Source organism: Pseudonocardia sp. Cha107L01, assembly GCF_052566575.1.
On the sequence record NZ_CP199579.1, the window covers coordinates 5961602 to 5980698 of the forward strand.

Annotated in this window: 17 protein-coding genes; 10 read left to right on the forward strand and 7 right to left on the reverse strand. The window is 73.2% G+C overall.

The genetic code is table 11. From position 1 onward, the window contains the following. Nucleotides 1-19: 19 nt before the first annotated feature. From ACTXG6_RS27915 to ACTXG6_RS27930, 4 genes are read right to left on the reverse strand one after another with little or no spacing between them, the layout of a single operon-like run. A complete protein-coding gene (locus ACTXG6_RS27915) occupies nucleotides 20-1219 on the reverse strand; it encodes an N-acetylglucosamine-6-phosphate deacetylase (RefSeq protein WP_445182360.1) in 1200 nt (399 codons plus the stop codon). After that, a complete protein-coding gene (locus tag ACTXG6_RS27920) occupies nucleotides 1216-2880 on the reverse strand; it encodes a phosphoenolpyruvate--protein phosphotransferase (protein ID WP_445182361.1) in 1665 nt (554 codons plus the stop codon). Before ACTXG6_RS27920 ends, ACTXG6_RS27915 begins: the two co-directional genes overlap by 4 nt. Then, the gene (locus ACTXG6_RS27925) at nucleotides 2877-3200 is read right to left on the reverse strand and encodes an HPr family phosphocarrier protein (RefSeq protein WP_445182362.1); all 324 of its coding nucleotides are present in this window, start codon (nucleotides 3198-3200) and stop codon (nucleotides 2877-2879) included. The genes ACTXG6_RS27920 and ACTXG6_RS27925 overlap by 4 nt, the downstream gene beginning before the upstream one ends. Then, a complete protein-coding gene (locus ACTXG6_RS27930) occupies nucleotides 3197-4486 on the reverse strand; it encodes a PTS transporter subunit EIIC (RefSeq protein WP_445182363.1) in 1290 nt (429 codons plus the stop codon). The genes ACTXG6_RS27925 and ACTXG6_RS27930 overlap by 4 nt, the downstream gene beginning before the upstream one ends. Nucleotides 4487-4710: 224 nt before the next feature. On the opposite strand from ACTXG6_RS27930, the gene ACTXG6_RS27935 reads away from it, so the two are divergent. Genes ACTXG6_RS27935 through ACTXG6_RS27945 form a run of 3 tightly spaced genes read left to right on the forward strand, consistent with a single transcriptional unit; the run spans nucleotide 4711 to nucleotide 6109 of the window. Continuing rightward, nucleotides 4711-4941: a glucose PTS transporter subunit EIIB gene (locus ACTXG6_RS27935; protein ID WP_445182364.1), complete on the forward strand. Its 231-nt coding sequence runs from the start codon at nucleotides 4711-4713 to the stop codon at nucleotides 4939-4941. Continuing rightward, complete coding sequence (locus tag ACTXG6_RS27940) at nucleotides 4938-5408, forward strand: PTS sugar transporter subunit IIA (RefSeq protein WP_445182365.1); 471 nt, start codon at nucleotides 4938-4940, stop codon at nucleotides 5406-5408. Before ACTXG6_RS27935 ends, ACTXG6_RS27940 begins: the two co-directional genes overlap by 4 nt. Next, on the forward strand, nucleotides 5405-6109 hold the full coding sequence (locus ACTXG6_RS27945; protein ID WP_445182366.1) for an HAD family hydrolase: 705 nt from the start codon (nucleotides 5405-5407) through the stop codon (nucleotides 6107-6109). The genes ACTXG6_RS27940 and ACTXG6_RS27945 overlap by 4 nt, the downstream gene beginning before the upstream one ends. Here ACTXG6_RS27945 and ACTXG6_RS27950 read toward each other — a convergent pair. After that, a complete protein-coding gene (locus ACTXG6_RS27950) occupies nucleotides 6076-6567 on the reverse strand; it encodes an ester cyclase (protein ID WP_445182367.1) in 492 nt (163 codons plus the stop codon). The genes ACTXG6_RS27945 and ACTXG6_RS27950 overlap by 34 nt on opposite strands. Nucleotides 6568-6720: 153 nt before the next feature. Here ACTXG6_RS27950 and ACTXG6_RS27955 point away from each other — a divergent pair, with 153 nt between their 5' ends. From ACTXG6_RS27955 to ACTXG6_RS27970, 4 genes are all read left to right on the forward strand, one after another. After that, on the forward strand, nucleotides 6721-7758 hold the full coding sequence (locus ACTXG6_RS27955) for a 5-methyltetrahydropteroyltriglutamate--homocysteine methyltransferase (RefSeq protein ID WP_445182368.1): 1038 nt from the start codon (nucleotides 6721-6723) through the stop codon (nucleotides 7756-7758). A 277-nt stretch (nucleotides 7759-8035) separates the two neighbouring features. Beyond that, the gene (locus tag ACTXG6_RS27960; protein WP_445182369.1) at nucleotides 8036-9106 is read left to right on the forward strand and encodes a cytochrome c oxidase assembly protein; all 1071 of its coding nucleotides are present in this window, start codon (nucleotides 8036-8038) and stop codon (nucleotides 9104-9106) included. A 113-nt stretch (nucleotides 9107-9219) separates the two neighbouring features. Next, nucleotides 9220-11478 carry a heavy metal translocating P-type ATPase gene (locus ACTXG6_RS27965; protein ID WP_445182370.1) on the forward strand — a complete coding sequence of 753 codons (2259 nt, stop codon included), beginning with the start codon at nucleotides 9220-9222 and terminating at the stop codon, nucleotides 11476-11478. Then, nucleotides 11475-13487, forward strand: a complete 2013-nt coding sequence (locus tag ACTXG6_RS27970) for a cytochrome c oxidase assembly protein (RefSeq protein WP_445182371.1) — start codon at nucleotides 11475-11477, stop codon at nucleotides 13485-13487. The genes ACTXG6_RS27965 and ACTXG6_RS27970 overlap by 4 nt, the downstream gene beginning before the upstream one ends. 128 nt (nucleotides 13488-13615) lie before the next feature. Here ACTXG6_RS27970 and ACTXG6_RS27975 read toward each other — a convergent pair whose 3' ends face one another. Beyond that, nucleotides 13616-14368 carry an SDR family NAD(P)-dependent oxidoreductase gene (locus tag ACTXG6_RS27975; RefSeq protein ID WP_445182372.1) on the reverse strand — a complete coding sequence of 251 codons (753 nt, stop codon included), beginning with the start codon at nucleotides 14366-14368 and terminating at the stop codon, nucleotides 13616-13618. Continuing rightward, nucleotides 14361-15713: an L-fuconate dehydratase gene (locus ACTXG6_RS27980; RefSeq protein ID WP_445182373.1), complete on the reverse strand. Its 1353-nt coding sequence runs from the start codon at nucleotides 15711-15713 to the stop codon at nucleotides 14361-14363. Before ACTXG6_RS27980 ends, ACTXG6_RS27975 begins: the two co-directional genes overlap by 8 nt. 298 nt (nucleotides 15714-16011) lie before the next feature. Here ACTXG6_RS27980 and ACTXG6_RS27985 point away from each other — a divergent pair, with 298 nt between their 5' ends. The 3 genes from ACTXG6_RS27985 to ACTXG6_RS27995 are packed head-to-tail and all read left to right on the forward strand — an operon-like array spanning nucleotide 16012 to nucleotide 19018. Next, complete coding sequence (locus ACTXG6_RS27985) at nucleotides 16012-16755, forward strand: FadR/GntR family transcriptional regulator (RefSeq protein ID WP_445182374.1); 744 nt, start codon at nucleotides 16012-16014, stop codon at nucleotides 16753-16755. Then, nucleotides 16752-17738, forward strand: coding sequence for an aldo/keto reductase (locus ACTXG6_RS27990; RefSeq protein WP_445182375.1), 987 nt, complete (start codon nucleotides 16752-16754; stop codon nucleotides 17736-17738). Before ACTXG6_RS27985 ends, ACTXG6_RS27990 begins: the two co-directional genes overlap by 4 nt. Then, nucleotides 17735-19018 (forward strand): MFS transporter, encoded by a 1284-nt coding sequence (locus tag ACTXG6_RS27995; protein WP_445182376.1) that lies wholly within the window; start codon nucleotides 17735-17737, stop codon nucleotides 19016-19018. Before ACTXG6_RS27990 ends, ACTXG6_RS27995 begins: the two co-directional genes overlap by 4 nt. Nucleotides 19019-19097 lie beyond the last annotated feature (79 nt).

Sequence of the window (19097 nt, forward strand, 5' to 3'; positions counted from 1 at the left end):
CCGGACCGGACGATCATGCTCAGACCGTCAGCAGGTCCCTCCCACCGACGAGCCAGCGACCACCGCGCATGACGTCCAGCGGGGTGAGCTCGGTGTCGGTCAGCACCACGTCGGCCCGGCGTCCGACCGCGAGATCGCCGACCTCGTGATCGATCCCGAGGAGCCGGGCCGGCGTCCCGCTGGCCGCCGCAACCGCGGCGGCCAGCGGAACCCCCGCATGCTGCACGACGCGACGTACTACGTCGATCAGTCGCGCCGTCCCCCCAGCGATGACTCCGGGCATGCCGCCTGGCTGCTCCGCCAGCCGGGCGATGCCGTGGACCACCTCGACCTGCTGCGGGCCGAGCGGGTAGCGGCCGTCCGGCATCCCGGCGGCCGCCATCGCGTCGGTGATCAGCGCGATCTGTCCCGGGCCGACCAGGTCGAACACCATGGCGACCGTCTCGTCGGCCAGGTGCACGCCGTCGGCGACCAGCTCCAGGACCATCTCGCCGCGCGCGGCCGCGCCCAGGCAGGCCGCCACCGGACCGGGTGCCCGGTGCAGCATCGAGGGCATGGCGTTGAACAGGTGGGTGGCGCTGAGCCGGCCGCCGCCGACCTGGTTGATGCCGGCGTTGGCCACCGCGGCGGTGGCATCGGTGTGCCCGAGGCTGGGCAGCACGCCGTGCCGGGCCATCACCCGCAGCAGCTCGCGGTAGCGCGGTGTCTCCGGCGCCAGCGTCATGGAGCTGATCCGGCCGCCACCGACGTCGATCAGCCGGTCCAGCAGGGCGGGGTCGCCAGGGATGATCGCCCGGGGGTCCTGCGCGCCGCACTGGGCGGTGGCCAGGAACGGCCCTTCCAGGTGGATACCGGCCAGCTCGCCGGCCTCGACCAGCGGGGCGAGTACCCGGATCCGCTGCTCGAGCACCCCGGGCAACGCCGAGACCAGGCTGCCCAGCACCGTGGTCGTGCCGTGGCGGTAGTGGTGCTCGATGGTCACCCGCAGCCCGGCGACGTCCGCCTCCGGGAAGCCGTGGCCGGCGCCGCCGTGGCAGTGCACATCCACCAGGCCGGGCAGCAGGAACCGGTTGGGCGCCGGCGGCGGGGCCGGGGCGCCGCGCCACTCGTGCGCCGGGCCGACCCAGGAGATCCGGTCGCCGGCCACCGCGACCACACCGTCGTCGAGCTGCAGTCCGCCGTGCACCACGACCCCGCGCAGGACCTGTGCCTCCGTCACGCCGGCACGCCCCACCGCTCGTCCCGGGCCTTGCGGGCGCGTGCCCTGCCGGCCGCGGCCCCGCCGACACCGCGAGCTGCCCTGGCGATGGCAACGCAGTCCTCGACGCTGAGCCCTGCCAGCTCGGCGTGCACCGCCGGCCGGCTGACCGGGGCCATGGACAGACTGGTCACACCGAGCCCGACCAGGACAGCGGCCAACAGGGGATCGCTGGCCGCCTCGCCGCATACCCCGACCGGTTTCCCGCGCTCCCGGCCCTCGGCGCCGACCATGGCGATCAGGTCCAGCAGCGCCGGCTGCCACGGGTCGAGCAGGTGCCCCAGCGCGCCGGCGGCCCGATCGGCGGCCATCGTGTACTGGCCGAGGTCGTTGGTGCCGATGCTGACGAAGTCGACCACGTCGAGCAGCTCGTCGGCCCGCAGCGCGGCCGCCGGCACCTCGATCATCACACCGATGTCGTCGAGCCCGTGCGCCCGCGCGGTCGCCACGAAGGCGGCCGCCTCCTCGGCAGTGGCCACCATGGGCGCCATCACCCGCACCGGACGGCCGGCCGAGCGCGCCGCCTTGGCGATCGCGGTGAGCTGCTCGCCGAGTGCCTCGGGATAGATCGTCGAGGTCCGCAGCCCGCGCACCCCGAGCGCCGGGTTCTCCTCCTCGCCCAGTGGCAGGAACGGCAGCGGCTTGTCCGAGCCGGCGTCCAGCGTGCGCACCAGCACCGGGCGCTCGCCGAACGCGCGCAGCACCTCCGCATAGACCTCGGTCTGCTCGTCGGCACTCGGCTCGGTGCGTCGGCCCAGGAAGAGGAACTCGGTGCGGAACAGCCCGACACCCTCGGAGTCGGTGGCCGCGGCGGCGTGGGCGTCCGCGAGGGTGCCCACGTTGCTCAACAGCGCGACGGCCACGTCGTCCCTGGTCCGGCCCGGGCCGGGCGCCGCCGGCACCGCGAGCGCGGTCGCGCCGAGCTGGACGGACCCGGCGTCCGCGCCGATCCGCACCTCACCGGTCGACCCGTCGACCAGGACCGGCACCCCGGCCGGGATCCCGGCGGCGCCCCGGCAGCCGACCACGGCCGGCAGTCCGAGCGACTTGGCCAGGATCGCGGTGTGGCTGGTCGGGCCACCCTCCTCGGTGAGCAGCGCGACCACGTCGCTGCCGGCCAGGGTGGCGGTGTCGGCCGGGGACAGGTCCCGCGCGGTGAGCACGATGGGATGTCCCGGCGCCGGGACACCCGGCATCGGCACGCCGGCCAGCAGGGCGACCGCGCGCGCGGCGATGTCCCGCAGGTCGGTGACCCGCTCGGCCAGGTAGCCGCCGTGCGCCTCCAGCTGCGCGCAGAAGCTCTCCACGGCCAGCGTCACCGCGTGGCCGGTGGGGCTGCCGGCTCTCAGCTGCTCGCCGGCCGCGGCGACCAGTGACGGGTCACCGGCCATCGCCGAGGTGGTCGAGAGGATGTCCGCCGCGACGCCCTCCGCCCGCTCGGCCCGTTCGGCCATCTCCGCGGCCACCGCGCCGAGCGCCCACTCGACCCTGGCCAGCGCTGCCTCCGGCTCCTCGGTCACCGGGTCGGCGCGCGACGTCACCACCGGTGGGGCGAGCCGGGCCAGCGGTGCCCTGGCGACCCCGGGGCTGACCCCGAGACCGTGGATCGTGCCAGCCTTCACTGGCCGTCCTCCTCGCTCGCCAGCAGCTCGGCGAGGCTGTCCAGGGCCTGCTCCGCGCCGGTTCCCTCGGCGGTCAGCGTGACCTGCTGGCCGTACTCGACGCCGAGTCCCATCACCGCCAGGATGCTCGCGGCGTTGACCGGCTCCTTGTCCCCCACGCTCAGTGTGACCGGCAGTCCGGTGGCCGCGGCGGCGCGGCTGAAGGTGGCCGCCGGTCGGGCGTGCAGGCCGACCCGGGAGGCGATGGTGACGGTGCGGGAGACCACGGGGTGCTCAGCTCCTGATCGGGACGGCGGGGTGGGGGCCAGGCCGGAGCTCATGTCGCCGCCTTCGGTTCGGCGGTCGCGGACATCGCTGCCGGGGCGTCGGTCCCGGCCGGCTGCGCCGCGCCGGTGTCGTCCAGTTCCTCGTCCTCACGGCCCGGGGTGCGCAGGTTCCACCGGCGGATGACGAACCGGAACACCACGTAGTAGATCACCGCGTAGACCAGGCCGATCGGGATCAGCAGCAGCGGCCGCGTCGCGTGACCGAAGTTGATCACGTAGTCGATGAAGCCGGCGGAGAAGCTGAAGCCGTCGTGGATGCCGAGCGCGTTGGCCACCGCCAGCGAGGTGCCGGTGAGGAACGCGTGGATCACGTACAGCGGCCACGCCACGTAGACGAAGGAGAACTCGATCGGCTCGGTGATCCCGGTGAGGAACGAGGTCAGCGCGACGGAGATCATGATGCCGCCGACCACCTTGCGCTGGCCGGGGCGGGCCTCGTGCCAGATCGCGATCGCGGCGGCCGGCAGCGCGAACATCATGATCGGGAAGAAGCCGGTCATGAAGACACCCGCGCTCGGGTCGCCGGCGAAGAACCGGTTCAGGTCGCCGTGCGTGCCGTGGTAGTCGCCGAGGATGAACCAGACCACCGAGTTCAGAATGTGGTGCAGGCCGACCGGGATGAGCAGCCGGTTGGCCACCCCGAAGACGCCGCCGCCGACCACCGGGTTGCTGTTGACCGCGTTACCCAGCCAGGTCAACCCGTCGTTGAACAGCGGGTACACCAGGCTCATCAGCACACCGATCACCAGCATGACGATCGAGACCACAATGGGCACGAACCGGCGGCCGTTGAAGAAGCCCAGGTAGGTGGGCAGTTTCGTGCGGTACAGCCGCTGCCAGAGGATGGCCGACACCAGGCCGACCACGATGCCACCCAGCACCCCGAAGTTGACCAGCGCCGGCTTGCCGGAGGAGTCCAGCTTGCCGGCCAGTACCAGCGGGCTCATCGCGGTGAACACCCCGTCGAGCACCAGCCAGCCGACCACGGCGGCCAGCGCGGTGGAACCGTCGGCCTTGCGCGCCCAGCCGATCGCGATGCCCACCGCGAAGATCAGCGGCAGGTGGTCGAACAGCGCACCGCCGGCGGCCGAGATCACCGACGCGGTGCTCTTCAGGCCGGCGAACCGGCCGAGCAGGTCGTCCTGCCCCAGCCGGAGCAGCAGGCCGGCGGCCGGTAGTGCGGCGATGGGCAGCATCAGGCTTCGGCCCAGCCGTTGCAGTCCGGCTAGCCCTCTGCGGTTCTTGGATGGCGGCGCGGAGGCGGCGACACTCGTGCTCATGACGACCTCAGGCTCGTGAGTTGGACAGGACGCCGGGCCGACCGGACAGTCATAGTTGCTGGTCGGATCGGTGGATCCACCATTGCGATGTTGCGTGATCCACCGGTACGGTCCGGTCATAACCAGTGGCAAGAGAATGAGCCGCGCAACCCATTCGTGTCAACCACCGGGTGCGGCAAGTTCCGGAAAACCCGCGGCGATGATCGCCGCCTAGGGAGCAGAACATGTCCAAAGCGGACGACATCCTGGCCGGCCTCGGCGGCGCGGCGAACATCATCGAGGTGGAGGGGTGCATCACCCGGCTGCGCACCGAGGTGAAGGACCCGTCGCTGGTCGACGACGCCGCGCTCAAGCGGACCGGGGCACACGGCGTGATGCGGATGGGCCAGATCGTCCAGGTCGTGGTGGGCCCCGAGGCGGACAGCCTTGCCGACGACATCCAGGACCTGCTGTGACCGAGGTGGACGCCCCGCTCGCGGGCACCCTGACCGCGATCACCGACGTACCGGACCCGGTGTTCGCCGGGCAGCTGGTCGGCTCCGGGGCGGCCGTCGAACCACCGGCCGACGCCGGACCGCTCGACGTGGTGTCGCCGATCGACGGTCAGCTGGTCAAGGTGCACCCGCACGCGTTCATCGTGGTCGCGCCGGGCGGCACCGGGATCCTGGTGCACCTGGGCATCGACACCGTCAAGCTCGAGGGCGAGGGGTTCACCCTGCACGCTGCCGAAGGTGACCAGGTCCGCGCCGGCACCCGGATCGTCACCTTCGACCCCGCCGTGGCGCGCGGCCGCGGCCTGTCCGCGAGCTGCCCGGTCGTGGTGCTGGACTCCGAGCCGGACAGCGTGCCCGACCTCGCCTACGGCGCCCAGGTCCAGCCCGGCGACCTGCTGTTCAGCTGGCCGGACGGTCCCGGCGAGTGACCGGAGCGAGGTCCGCCGGCGGGGCCGTGCTGCTGGACATGGACGGCACCCTGGTGCTGAGTGAGCAGGTGCACCGGCAGACCTGGTGGCGGTTCTTCGAGCACTGGGGCGTCGCGGTGAGCGAGGCGGAGTACGAGCGGAGCTACAAGGGCCGCCGCGCCCGCGACGTGCTCGCCCAGGTCGACGGGCCGTGGACCGGTACCGACACCGCGGCGGCACTGCGCATCCTGGACGAGCACACCGGCGAGATGCTGGCCGCCGTCCAGGTGGTGCCCGGCGCGCGTGAGCTGCTGCGCGCGCTGCACCGCGAAGCTCGCCCGGTGGCCGTGGTGACCAGCGCCGGCAGGGACTGGGCGCGCCAGGTGCTGGGCGACGTACTCGACGCCGGTGACCAGGTGTCCGTGCTGGTCACCGCCGACGACATCGACCTCGGCAAGCCGTCACCGGAGGGTTATCTGCGGGCCTGCGAGCTGCTCGGGCGCGCGCCGGGCGACTGCGCCGGGGTGGAGGACTCGGTGTCCGGGATCCGTGCGTTGGTGGCCGCCGGCGTCGGCGAGATCGTCGGCATCACCACCACGTCCTCCCCCGCCGAGCTGCGTGCGGCCGGAGCCCACCGGACGGTTCCCGACCTGCGCCGCGAGCGGTGGCCGGGCGCCGGCTCACCTGGTCAGCGCGGGACCGAAGCGGTGGCGCCGCGGTAGACGCCGATCTGGCGCATCAACCCGAGCAGGTCGTAGGAGGCGTTCAGGTAGCAGGCCCGGTCGCCGCGGAAGTCGAAGACCTCGAGGCCGGAGAAGTCGAAGGGCCGGCCGGTGCCCGGGATGCCGGGCGGGTCCAGCCGGCCGCTGAAGTGCCCGGTGCCCCGCCAGCTGAACGCGGCCCTCGGGATGTCGTCGCGGAACATCGGTGGGGCGGTGACCTCCCAGATCAGGTCCGGGTAGGCGGTGATCACGTACCGGACGTAGTCGCTGGCCGCCTGTTGGCCCCGCACCTCCCATCCGGTGTGCCGGGTGGTGGGGCTGTCCAGCACGAAGTCGTCGGTCACGATCGCCTTCACCCGGTCCGGCTCGTGGCTGTTCCAGGCGTCGATCCAGCTCTGGTACCAGGCCACCGCGAAATCCCGGTCCACGGTGCTGACCTGCGATTCCGGAACGTTCATGGCGGGGCCTCCCTGGCTAAAATTTAATTACGATTAGATACTAGCAGTTGGTTCCGCCCCGGTGGGCCGGTCTGCCACGCCCGGTCGCCGGGCCGCCGGTGGCCCGGCGCGGCAGACTCGGTACCAGGTTGCCCGACCCGCCGGAGGTGCCCCATGAGCGTGCTGCCGCTGCTGCCTACCTCGCTGGTCGGCAGCTACGCCCAACCCGACTGGCTGATCGACCGGGACAGGCTGCGCGACACCTTCCCGCCGAGGATCCGGGCGAAGGAGCTGTGGCGGGTCGCCCCCGAGCTGCTCGCCGAGGCGCAGGACGACGCCACGCTGCTCGCGATCGGCGCCCAGCGCGACGCCGGGTTGGACATCCTGACCGATGGGGAGATCCGCCGGGAGAGCTACTCCAACCACTTCGCCACCGCGCTCGAGGGCGTGGACCTCGACAACCCGGGGATGGCGCTCAGCCGCAGTGGTACGCCGAACCCGGTGCCCCGGATCACCGGCCCGATCCGCCGCCCGCACCCGATCCAGCTCGCCGACCTCCGATACCTCAAGGCCCACTCCGACCGTCCCGTCAAGATCACCGTGCCCGGGCCGTTCACCATGACGAAGCAGGCCCAGAACGATCACTACCCGGACCCGGCGGCCGCCGCCATGGGCTACGCCGCCGTGGTGAACGCCGAGGTCAAAGACCTGTTCTCGGCCGGCGCGGACATCGTCCAGCTCGACGAACCGGGCCTGCAGGGCTGGCCGGACGAAGCGCGGCAGTACGGGTTGGCCGCACTCAACGCCGCACTGGACGGCGTCACCGGCACCACGGCGGTGCACCTGTGCTTCGGCTACGCGGCGCTGGTGCCCGGGAGGCCGGACGGCTACTCGTTCCTGCCCGAGCTCGCCGGGTGCCCGGCCGACCAGATCTCCATCGAGACCGCCCAGTCCGGGCTCGATCTCGGGGTGCTCGCCGACCTGTCGGAGAAGACCGTCATCCTCGGGGTGATCGACCTGTCCACCGACGAGGTCGAGTCGGTCGAGGTGGTGGCCGGCAGGGTCCGGCGGGCGTTCGACCACCTGCCGCCGGAGCAGCTGGTGATCGCGCCGGACTGCGGGATGAAGTACCTGCCGATGGCCGCCGCCGCGGGCAAGATGCGGGCCATGGTCGGCGCCGCGCACCTGCTGCGCGCCGAGCTGGGCGACTGAGCGCCCCGCCGGCGCGCACCGAGGGCGCGGCGGTGTCTCACGGCACACATCCCGGTACCGCCGCACACAGGTTGGGCCCTATGGGCGGCGGTACGGAGATGTGTGCCGTGCACCTCCCGGTACGGGGGCCAACTGAGCGCCCGATCACGATCGGTGGCCGAGGGGAACCACCGGCGGGCTCGCACCGACTGTTAGGTCAGACAGCCGTTCGGTCCGGGCCCGCGCACGAGGCGGTCCGCACCGGGCGGAGATCAACAATCGGAGCAGATTCGTCATCGTGTTTCCCTCCGCGCCGGGCCTGACCGCGGCGCTCACCAGCTGGTCGCCGGCACCGCTGTCCGACCTGGCGGTACTGCTCGGCACGGTTTGCTACGGCTGGCTGGCACGCCGGGCCCGGGCTCGGGGCGGCTGGCCGGCCGGCCGCACGGTGAGTTGGGTGCTGGCCATGTTCGCGCTGGTGGTGGCGATGAACAGCGCGGTGGCCCGCTACAGCGACGTGCTGTTCTGGGTGCACATGGTGCAACACCTACTCCTGATCATGATCGCGCCGATCCTGCTGGTCTGGGCACAACCGGTGCGGTTGCTCCAGACGGCGAGCCCGGCGGTGGGCGCCCGGCTGGACCGGCTGCTCACGATGCGCACGGTGCGCTGGGCCACCGCGCCGCTGACCGGGCTCGCGCTGTACACCGCGCTGGTCGTGCTGACCCACCTGACCGGCTTCCAGCAGCTATCCGCGACCGACGGCTGGCTGCGTGGCGCGGAGCTCGCGGCGTATCTGCTGTGCGGCTGGCTGTTCTTCTTCCCGCTGCTCGGCGGTGAGCTCGGGTCCTGGTCGATGCCGTACCTGTTCCGCTTCCTGGTGCTCGCGATGGGCATGGGCGCGGACACCCTGACCGGCGTCGCGCTGATGCTGACCAGCCGCCCACTCGCCCCGGCCTACGCGGCCGTGCACCCGGGCTGGGGTCCCGGCGCACTGGCCGACCAGGAGGCCGCCGGCGCGATCATGTGGTTCGGCGGAGACCTGCTGATGATGATTCTGATGGTGCTGGTCGCGGTGCAGTGGGGTCGGGCCGGATCCGACCAGCAGGGCCTCGGCAGCTGGTTGGAGGGGGTCCGGCGGCGGTCGCTGCTCGGCTCCGAGTTCGGTGCGAAGGCCGGAGCGCCGGGCCGTCCCGACCAGACCGGCAACCGGACCGACAGCGAGACCGACAGCGAGATCGACAGCGACGGGGACATGGACATCGACGAGGACCAGCGAGCGCTCGACGCCTACAACGCGGCGCTGGCCGCGCTGCACGGGCGGACGCCCTCCCGGCGGCCCGGGCCGGGATCGGCCGGCCGGCGGTGACGGCCGCGAGAACGCCGACCGGCGCCACCGAGCCCGGAACCGCTGGGCCCGACACCACCAGGCCCGACACCACGAAGCCCGACACCACGAAGCCCGGCACCGCCGAACCCGACGTGACCGAACCCGACACCGGGCGGCGCTACGAGATCTCCGTCGGCGGCATGACCTGCGCGGCCTGCGCGGCCCGGGTGCAGCGCACCCTGAACAAGCTGCCCGGGGTGTCCGCCGAGGTCAACTACGCGACCGAGCGGGCCCAGGTGCGGTGCGGCCCCGACACCGACCCTGGCGACCTGATCGACCAGGTGCGCCGCGCCGGCTACGTGGCCAGGCGGGTGGACGACGTCGGCGGTGTCAGCGGCATCGATGACGAGGCCGAGCACCAGCGCCGGGTCGTCGACCTGCGCCGGCGGCTGGCGGTGGCCGCGGTGCTCGCGGTGCCGCTCTGTGATCTGTCGCTGGCGCTGTCGCTGTTCCCCGAGCTGCGTTTCCCCGGCTGGCAGTGGGTCTGTTTGGTACTCGCGCTGCCGGTGGTCGGGTGGTGTGCGCTGCCGTTCCACCGGGTCGCGCTGGCCGGCATCCGACACCGGCAGTCGTCGATGGACACGCTGGTCTCCGGCGGTGTGCTGGCCTCGTTCGGCTGGTCCCTGTGGGTGATGGCGACCAGCGGCGGCTCCGCCGCGCCGGGGCTCGGTCGGGGGCTGGCGGTGGTCGCCGGCGGGCAGCACGCGCTGTACCTGGACGTGGCCGCCGGGGTCACCACGTTCGTGCTGGCCGGGCGGTACTTCGAGGCGCGCGCCAAGCGATCGGCGGGTGCGGCGATGCGGGCGCTCCTCGAGCTCGGCGCCAAGGATGTCGAGGTGCTCCGGGACGGCGCCGCCACCCGGATCCCGGTCGCCGAGCTGGTGGTGGACGACGAGTTCCTGGTCCGCCCCGGGGAGAAGGTCGCCACCGACGCCGTCGTGCTGGAGGGCACCTCCGCGCTGGATGTCAGCCTGCTGACCGGAGAGCCGGTGCCCCGCGAGGTACTCGCCGGCGACGCGGTGGTCGGCGGCGCGGTGAACGTCGGTGGCCGGCTGCGGCTGCGGGCCACCCGGGTCGGCGCCGACGCCCAGCTGGCCCGGATGGCACAGCTGGTCCGCCGCGCCCAGCAGGGCAAGGCCGCCGCGCAGCGTCTCGCCGACCGGATCGCCTCGGTGTTCGTGCCGGCCGTGCTGCTGCTCGCCGTCGGGACCTGCGTCGGGTGGCTGGTCGCCGGACGCCCGGCCGGGCTGGCCGTCACGGCGGCGGTCGCGGTGCTGGTGGTGGCCTGCCCGTGCGCGCTCGGGCTGGCCACCCCCACCGCGCTGCTGGTGGGCACCGGCCGGGGCGCGCAGCTGGGCATCTTCATCAAGGGACCCGCCGCGCTGGAGTCCACCCGGGGCGTGGACACCGTGGTGCTGGACAAGACCGGCACCCTCACCGAGGGCCGGATGAGCCTGGTCGAGGTCCGGACCGGGCCCGGGGTGTCGCACCTGCGGCTGCTGCGTTTGGCCGGCGCGGTGGAGGCCGCCTCCGAGCACCCGATCGCCTCGGCGGTGTCCGCCGCCGCGACCGCGGAGGTCGGGGCGCTGCCGGCGGTGACCGGGTTCGCGGCGCTGCCCGGCCTGGGCGCCCTCGGCCTGGTGGACGGTGAGCAGGTGGTACTCGGCCGGGCCCAGCTGCTCGCCGAGCGCGGCCTGGTGCTGCCCGCCGAGCTGGACGCCGGGCGCCTCGAGCTGGAGGCGACCGGGCGCACCGTGGTGCTGGTGGGTTGGGCGGACCGGGTCCAGGGGCTGCTCGCGGTCGCGGACACGGTGCGGCCCAGCAGCGCGGCGGCGGTCGCGGCGCTGCGCCGGCTGGGGCTGCACCCGCTGCTGGTCACCGGCGACAACGCCCGCACCGCGCACGCGGTGGCCGCCGAGGTGGGCATCGACGACGTGGTCGCCGAGACGGTGCCGGAGCAGAAGGTGGCGGTCGTCCGCCGGCTGCAGCGCGCGGGGCACCGGGTCGCGGTGGTCGGTGACGGGGTGAACGACGCCGCCGCTCTCGCCGCCGCCGACCTGGGCATGGCGATCGGGCGCGGTACCGACGCCGCGATCGCGGCCGCCGACGTGGTTCTCGCCAGGGAGGATTTGCTGGTCATTCCGGATGCGATCGAGCTGGCCCGCCGCACCCACCGCACCATCAGGGGCAACCTGGTCTGGGCGTTCGGCTACAACATCGCCGCGCTACCGCTGGCGATGACCGGGCTGCTCAGCCCACTGATCGCGGGCGCCGCCATGTCGCTGTCCTCGGTCTTCGTCGTCTCGCACAGCCTGCGGCTGCGTCGCTTCCAGCCCGCCGGCCGCCGGTGACCGGGCTGGAACCGACGCGGCCGGCACACCACAGCGGCCGGGGTGCGCGCGGCCGGGGTGCGGGCGGCTGGGGTCCGGGCGGCCGCTGGCCGGCGACGGCGCTGGGCGTCCTCGCGGCCGCAGCGCTCACCGGCGGCCTGCTCGCCGCGTTCGCGCCCAGCCTCTCGGTGCTCTACGGGCTGCCGCCGGCCGGGGTTCTGGTGGCGGCCGGGTTGCCGGCGGCCCGGGTCGTCGCGATCGGCGCGGCGGCCGCCGGTATCGGGCAGTTGCTGCTGGCGGCGGTGCTGGTCCCCGGTGAACCGGGTGACCTGGTCTCCCCCGCCGGCTACGCCGGGCTGCGGGCCACCCGCTGGTGCGCGTTGACCCAGGCGGTGGCCTCGGCCGTCGTCGCGGTGCTCACCGTCGTGGAGAACACCGGCCTGCGGGCAACTCAGCTGATGGACAGCGTCCCCGCGCTGCTGATCGGCCTCCAGCAGATCGAACCGGCCACCGGCTGGCTGCTCGGCGCACTGGTGTCACTGCTGGTGGCGGGGCTGGCCGGCTGGGTGTTGAGCTGGCGCGGCGCCGTCGGGCTGCTGGTGCTCGCGCTGTGCGGACTGCTGCCGGTCACCCTCACCGCCGCCACCAACGCGCAGCGCTCGCACGACATCGCCGGGGACGCACTCGCGCTGCACGTACTCGGGGCCGTGCTGTGGCTGGGCAGCGCGATCGCGGTGGGCTGTCATCTGGCCGGGCGCGGCGACCGGGCTGCCGTCGTGCTGCGCCGCCACGCAGCCCTCGCGACCTGGTCACTGATCGTGGTCGGCGCCTCCGGCGTGATCTCCTCGGCGTACGCGCTGCCGGCGGCGGACCTGTTCAGCAGCGGTTTCGGGCTGCTCGTGGTGCTCAGCGCCGTGCTGTTGGCGGGGTTGGCGGTGCTGGGCAACCGGATCCGGGCGCTCGCGGTGGCCTCGGCCCGACCGGCCGGCGCGACGCCGTCATTGGCACGGTCACGGGCACTGTCACTGCTGACCCTCGAACTGGTACTGCTCGGCGCCGCCGCCGCGGTGGGCAGCGGGCTGTCCCGGCTGGTCCCGCCCGCCGAGCTCGGCTACGAGACGAGCCGCTCCATCTACCTCATCGGCTATGACCTGCCGGCCGACTTCCACCCGGTGGATCTGCTGCTGCGCTGCCGGCTGGACCTGGTGTTCGGCCCGCTGGCGCTGCTGGCCGCCGCGCTGTACCTGTGCGGGGTTCGGCGGCTGCGCCGGTCCGGCGAGCTCTGGCCGCGCCGGTACTCGGTGTCCTGGTACGCGGGGTGCACGGTGCTGCTGGCGGCCACCTCGTCCGGGCTGGGCAGCTACGCGCCGGCCATGTTCAGCGTGCACATGGTGCAGCACATGCTGCTGGCCACCCTCGCGCCCGCGCTGCTGGTCCTCGGTCACGGCGCCACCCTCGCGCGCCGGGCCGCCACGCCGAGGACCGGGCGCCGGCTGAGCAGTCTGCTCGGCTCCCCCGCCGTCGGGCTGGCCGCCAACCCGGTGATCGCCTGGGCGGCGGTGGCCGGCACCCTGTTCGGCCTCTACCCGACCGGCCTGTACGCCTCGATCGCGGCGCAACACTGGGCACACCTGAGCATGAACGTGGCGTTCTTCGGGACCGGGCTCGGGCTGTTCTGGTCGATCCTGGGCAAGAGCCTGGGCCGCCGCGCGCTGCCCCCGATCGGGCAGCTCGTGATGGTGTTCGCGGTGATGGCCCTGCACGCCGCCTTTGCCGCCTGGCTGCTCGGTCAGTCGGTCCCGGTCGCGGCGGGTTTCTACGGGGGGCTGCGGCTGCCGTTCGTCCCCGACCTGCTCGCCGACCAGCGCCTCGGCGCGATCCTGGCCTGGATCCTCGGCGAGGTCCCGGTGATCCTCGCGGTGCTGGCGCTGGTGCTGCGCTGGACCCGCGACGACGCTCCGCTGACCGGGCCCGCCGGCACCGCGCTCCCGCCCTGGCACGCCCCGCTGGAGTCACCGGCCAGGTCGTAGGCCCGCCCGCCTCCGCGACCGCACAGACCGGGCACCCTCGGCACAGACCGTGCAGGCTCTGTGCCGGCCGCACCAGGTCTGTGCGGGCGCGGGACGGGGTCCGGGCGCGCGGGGGACGGCGTGGTCCGTTAGCGGCGGACGCGCAGGCCCTGCATGCCGCCGTCCACGGCGAGGTCGGTGCCGGTGGTGGCGCCGGAGGCGGGGCTGGCCAGGTAGCCGATGGCCGAGGCCACCTCCTCCGCCGAGACCAGCCGACCCATCGGCTGGCGGGCCTGCAGCGCGGCCAGCTCGGCGTCCGGGTCGTCGGTGGCCGCGAGCAGCCGGCCGATCCACGGGGTGTGCGCGGTACCCGGGTTCACGCAGGTCACCCGGACGCCGTCGGCCACCAGGTCGGCGGCCATCGCCCTGGTGAGCGAGAGCACGGCGCCCTTGGAGGCCGAGTAGACCGCGCGCTGCGGCAGGCCGGCGGTGGCCGCGATCGAGCAGGTGTTCACGATCGCGGCGTGCTCCGAGCGGCGCAGGTACGGCAGCGCGGCCCTGCTGACCCGCACCAGGCCCAGCACGTTGATCTCGAAGACCCGGCGCCACTCGTCGTCGTCGTTGTCCTCGACGCCGCCCTGCGCGCCGATGCCGGCGTTGTTGACCAGGATGTCGATGCCACCGAGCTGCTCGGCGGCGGCCGCCACCCCGGCACGGACCGACTCGTCGTCGGACACATCGGCCCGGAAGCCGAGCAGCGGCTCGGGCACGGCGGGCTCCAGGTCCAGGGTCGCCACCCGGGCGCCGCGGCGGCTCAGCAGCTGCGCGGTGGCCAACCCGATGCCGGACGCGCCCCCGGTGACCACCGCGCGCAGCCCGTCGAACTCCAGTCCCTCAGTCATCGTTCTCCCCGCTCGAGACCTCGTCGCGCCACACCGGTCCGTCCGGGAAGCGGTACCGCTCCAGCGAGTGTGGCTTCAGCTGCGCGCCGAGGCCCGGCTCGGTGGGCGCCAGGTAGCGGCCGGACCGGATCCGCACCGGGTCCACGAAGTGTTCGTGCAGGTGGTCGACGTACTCGATCACCCGGTCCCGCTGGGTCCCGCTCACCGCGACGTAGTCGAACATCGACAGATGTTGCACCATCTCGCACAGCCCGACACCACCGGCATGCGGGCACACCGGCACCCCGAACTTGGCCGCCAGCAGCAGGATCGCGAGGTTCTCGTTGACCCCGGCGACCCGGCTCGCGTCCAGCTGCAGCACGTCGATGGCCTCGGCCTGCAACAGCTGTTTGAACATGATCCGGTTGTGCGTGTGCTCGCCGGTGGCGACCTTCATCGGCGCGACCGCCCGGCGGATGGTGGCGTGCCCGAGGATGTCGTCCGGCGAGGTCGGCTCCTCGATCCAGTACGGGTCGTACGGGGCGAGCGGCCGCAGCCACTCGATCGCCTGCACCACCCCCCAGGTCTGGTTGGCGTCGATCGCGATCCGGATGTCCGGGCCGACCGCCTCCCTGGCCAGCCGGACCCGCCGCACGTCCTGCTCGGGGTCGGCGCCGACCTTCAGCTTGATCTGGGTGAACCCGTCGGCCACCGCCTCGCGGGACAGCCGGGCCAGCTTCTCGTCGGTGTAGCCCAGCCAGCCGGGTGTGGTGGTGTAGGCGGGGTAACCGCGGGCCAGCAGGTCGGCCTGGCGCTCGGCGCGGCCGGGCTCGGCGGCGCGCAGGATGTCCAGTGCCTCGTCGCGGCTCAGCGCGTCGTCGATGTAGCGGAAGTCGACCAGGTCGACCAGTTCCGCCGGGGACAGCTCGGCGAGCAGGCGCCACACCGGCTTGCCCTCGCGCCGCGCCCGCAGGTCCCACGCGGCGTTGACCAGCGCGCCGGCCGCCATGTGCATGACGCCCTTCTCCGGCCCCAGCCACCGCAGCTGGCTGTCCCAGCTGAGCCGGCGGGAGAACGCGCCGAGGTCGGCGCACACGTCGTCGACCGGCAGCCCCAGGATCAGCGGCGCGAACGCCCGGATGGCCGCCACCTGCACGTCGTTGCCGCGCCCGATGGTGAAGGCCAGTGCATGGCCGGCCGCGCCCGAGGTGGTGCGGATCGTCACGTAGGCGGCCGAGTAGTCCGGCTCCGGGTTCATCGCGTCCGAACCGTCGAGCTCGCGCGAGGTCGGGAACCGGACGTCCACCGCCTCGACCGCGGTGATCAGATCAGTCACGGGCTGTCCCGCCGCCGGATACCGGACCATCGCCGCACCGGACCGCCATGCCGAACCTCCGCCGTGTGCCCCTGCCGACGCCGCTCTCAGCCGCGGCACCGGTTAATGGTTAATACATCATACGTCTTTTTACGTGACGCCAAGCACATCTGTCCAGTACATTGCATACTGCCCGGCTAAGGCACGAATCTGGCTCGGCGGGCCGGTCAATATTGCGGATCCAACTGATGTCTATGCAAGATCGGGGGGTAGACATCACATGTTTGACCGGCCCGCCGAGCCAGCTCGACGCCGACCTGCCGGTCCGGCACCGGGAGGAGCAGCACGGATGTCGCTGACCGACGAAGCCATCTCACGAATCCGTGAGCTGGTGCAGTCCGGCCGGTTCCCCGCCGGCTCCAAGCTGCCGGCGGAGCACGAGCTGGCCGCCGAGCTCGGGGTGTCCCGCAGCCCGGTGCGCGAGGCGGTCAAGGCCCTGTCGGTGGCCCGGGTACTGGACGTACGGCGGGGCGACGGCACCTACGTGACCAGTCTGGCCCCGGGCCTGCTGCTCGCCGGGCTGGGTAGCGCGCTGGAGATGATGGGCGCCAGCACCCTGCTCGAGTTCCTCGAGATCCGGCGCCTGCTGGAGCCCGCGGCCACCGCGCTGGCCGCCGCCCGCATCACCGACGAGCAGCTCGCGGTGGTGTTCCAGCACCTGGAGGCCATGCGGGAGGCCGCCGACGACGTCGAGCTGCTGATCGTGCACGACGCCGCGTTCCACCGGGCGGTGAGCCTGGCGACCGGCAACGAGTCGCTCACCGCGCTGCTGGAGGGCATCTCAAGCCGCACCCTGCGCGCACGGGCCTGGCGGGCCACCGTGGACCGGGGCGCGGTGCACCTCACCCTGGACCAGCACACCGCGATCTACACCGCCCTCGCCGACCGGGACGCCACCGTCGCGATGGCCACCGCCCTGGTGCACGTACACACCTCGGAACGCTGGCTGCGCACCCACCTGGACGACGAGGACGTGCCGGTCGGCCTGACCGAGCCATCGGACCTCGCCGACGCCCCGGCGGACCGGCCGTGAGCGCCCCTGGCGACAAGCTCGTCGACCAGCGGCGGCAGTTGGGGCGCTCGCCGGTCACCGTGAGCCGGATCGGTTTCGGCACCGCGCCGCTCGGCGGGCTGTACTCGGAGCTCACCGATGCCGACGCGGCGGCCACCTGCGCCGCCGCCTGGGACGCCGGCATCCGCTACTTCGACACCGCCCCGCACTACGGCACGGGGCTGGCCGAACGGCGCCTCGGCGCCTTCCTCGCCGACCGGCCGCGCGCCGAGGTGACCGTGTCCACCAAGGTCGGCCGGCTGCTGGTACCCGGGCCGAGCACACCGGGCGACGACGCCTTCTACGGCGACCCCGGCCTGGTCCGGGTCCGGGACTACACCGAGCAGGGGGTGTACCGGTCGCTGGCCGACAGCCTCGAACGCACCGGGCTCGACCGGTTCGACGTGGTGCTCATCCACGACCCGGACGACTACTGGGCGCCGGCGCTGCGGCAGACCTTCCCGGCGCTGGCCCGGCTGCGCGCGGAGGGCGCGATCGGCGCGATCGGGGTCGGCATGAACCAGACCGCGATGCTCGCCCGGTTCGTCCGGGAGACCGACCTGGACGCGGTGATGGTCGCCGGGCGCTACTCGCTGCTGGACCGGAGCGCCGCCGACGAGCTGCTGCCGCTCTGCGCGAGCCGCCAGGTCGGCGTGCTGGTCGCCGGCGTGTTCAACAGCGGCATCCTGGCCGACCCGGTACCGGGCGCGCACTACGACTACGCGCCGGCCCCGCCCGCCGTGCTGGCCAGGGCCCAGGCGATGGCCGCCCGCTGCGCCGAGTTCGGCGTCTCGCTGGCCGCCGCCGCGGTGCGCTTCCCGCTGCGGCATGCCGCGGTGACCGGCGTGGTGCTGGGCCTGCGCGGCGTGGCCGAGGTGACCGCCGCACAGCGCTACGCCGAGGAGGAGATACCCGCCGAGCTGTGGGACGAGCTCGCGGACTGGCCATCGGGAGGTGTCGGATGACAGCCGGGCGCGACGTCACCAGACCACACGGGCATCCCGCCTCGTGGTGGATGCTGCTCATCTCGACGCTCGCCATCCTGATCACCGCGATCGACCGGTCCATCCTGCCCACGGTGCTCCCCGGGATCCTGGACGAGTTCCACCTGACCAACACCGAGGGCGGCGCGCTGATCTCGCTGTCGTTCATCGGCACGTTCGTCGGGGCGATCCTGTTCGGCGCGGTCGGCGACATCGTCGGGCGCGGTCACCGGCGCGCCTGGACCTGGGTGGCCGCCGTCGCGGTCACCTGCGTCTCCGCGATCGCCACCGCGCTGACGAGCACCCTGGGCGCGCTGCGTGCGTGGCGGGTGGTGATGGGCATCGGGACCGGTGGGATGGAGCCGGTCAACGTCGCGATGATCGCCGAGTGGTGGCCGAAGGAGCACCGGGGGTTCGCCACCGGCGTGCACCACACCGGTTTCCCCTTCGGCCAGTTCCTCGGCCCTGTGGTGATCGGCGCGGCCCTCGCGGCGGGTACCTGGCGCACCGCGTTCCTGTGGATCCCGCTCATCGCGGTGCCGATCATGATCGCCCAGCTGATGGTGGGCACCCGGGCCAACCTGGAGCGGGTCAACCAGTGGGCGCTGCGGCGGAAGCTGACCCCTTCGGTCGCGCTGGCGGAGGCGGTCCGCCCGGAGAACCCGCTGCGCGCGATCCGGCAGGTACTGCGCGAGCGCAACATCTGGTGCTGCCTGGGCATGGTGTTCGGCCTGCTGTGGGTGGAGACGGCCGTGACCTCGTTCCTCACCACCCAGCTGGTCCAGGTTGCCGGGTTCTCGCTGGCCACCGCCGCGGTCGTGTCCGGCGCCTCCGGCATCACCGGCTGGATCGGCCAGATCGCCTGGGGCACCATCTCCGACCGGCGCGGCCGCAAGCCGGCACTGGTCATCATCTGCGTGGGCTGGGCGGTCACGGTCGCCGCGATGCCTCTCATCCACGACGGGCTGACCGCGTGGACCATCCTGATCCTGTGGGGACTGTTCCGGAACGCGTCCTTCCCGGTCGCCTACGCGTTGATCATCGACACCGCGCCGAAGGCGGCATCGTCGGGAATGGGGCTGACGCTGGCCCTGGCGCTCGGCCTGTCCGGGGTCATCGCCGCGCCGATCGCCGGCTGGATGATCGACCATGTCGGCTTCACCGGGAACTACCTGCTGCTGACCGTCATCTGCCTGCTGTCGCTGATCCCGCTGCGGTTCGTCCGCACCCCGAAGCGCGTCGAGGAACCCGCCACCGGCTGATCCGTGCGTAGGTCGTGAGTGGCGAGTGGTCCACCCGGACCACTCGCCACTCACGGGTCGACGAAGCCGCGGCCAGCTG

What these genes read in the sequence shown, in the direction of transcription:
- ACTXG6_RS27925 (WP_445182362.1), bottom strand. Translation starts at nt 3,200, where the DNA reads ATGAGCTCCGGCCTGGCCCCCACCCCGCCGTCCCGATCAGGAGCTGAG.
- ACTXG6_RS27930 (WP_445182363.1), bottom strand. Translation starts at nt 4,486, where the DNA reads ATGAGCACGAGTGTCGCCGCCTCCGCGCCGCCATCCAAGAACCGCAGA.
- ACTXG6_RS27935 (WP_445182364.1), top strand. Translation starts at nt 4,711, where the DNA reads ATGTCCAAAGCGGACGACATCCTGGCCGGCCTCGGCGGCGCGGCGAAC.
- ACTXG6_RS27950 (WP_445182367.1), bottom strand. Translation starts at nt 6,567, where the DNA reads ATGAACGTTCCGGAATCGCAGGTCAGCACCGTGGACCGGGATTTCGCG.
- ACTXG6_RS27955 (WP_445182368.1), top strand. Translation starts at nt 6,721, where the DNA reads ATGAGCGTGCTGCCGCTGCTGCCTACCTCGCTGGTCGGCAGCTACGCC.
- ACTXG6_RS27975 (WP_445182372.1), bottom strand. Translation starts at nt 14,368, where the DNA reads ATGACTGAGGGACTGGAGTTCGACGGGCTGCGCGCGGTGGTCACCGGG.
- ACTXG6_RS27980 (WP_445182373.1), bottom strand. Translation starts at nt 15,713, where the DNA reads ATGGTCCGGTATCCGGCGGCGGGACAGCCCGTGACTGATCTGATCACC.
- ACTXG6_RS27985 (WP_445182374.1), top strand. Translation starts at nt 16,012, where the DNA reads ATGTCGCTGACCGACGAAGCCATCTCACGAATCCGTGAGCTGGTGCAG.
- ACTXG6_RS27995 (WP_445182376.1), top strand. Translation starts at nt 17,735, where the DNA reads ATGACAGCCGGGCGCGACGTCACCAGACCACACGGGCATCCCGCCTCG.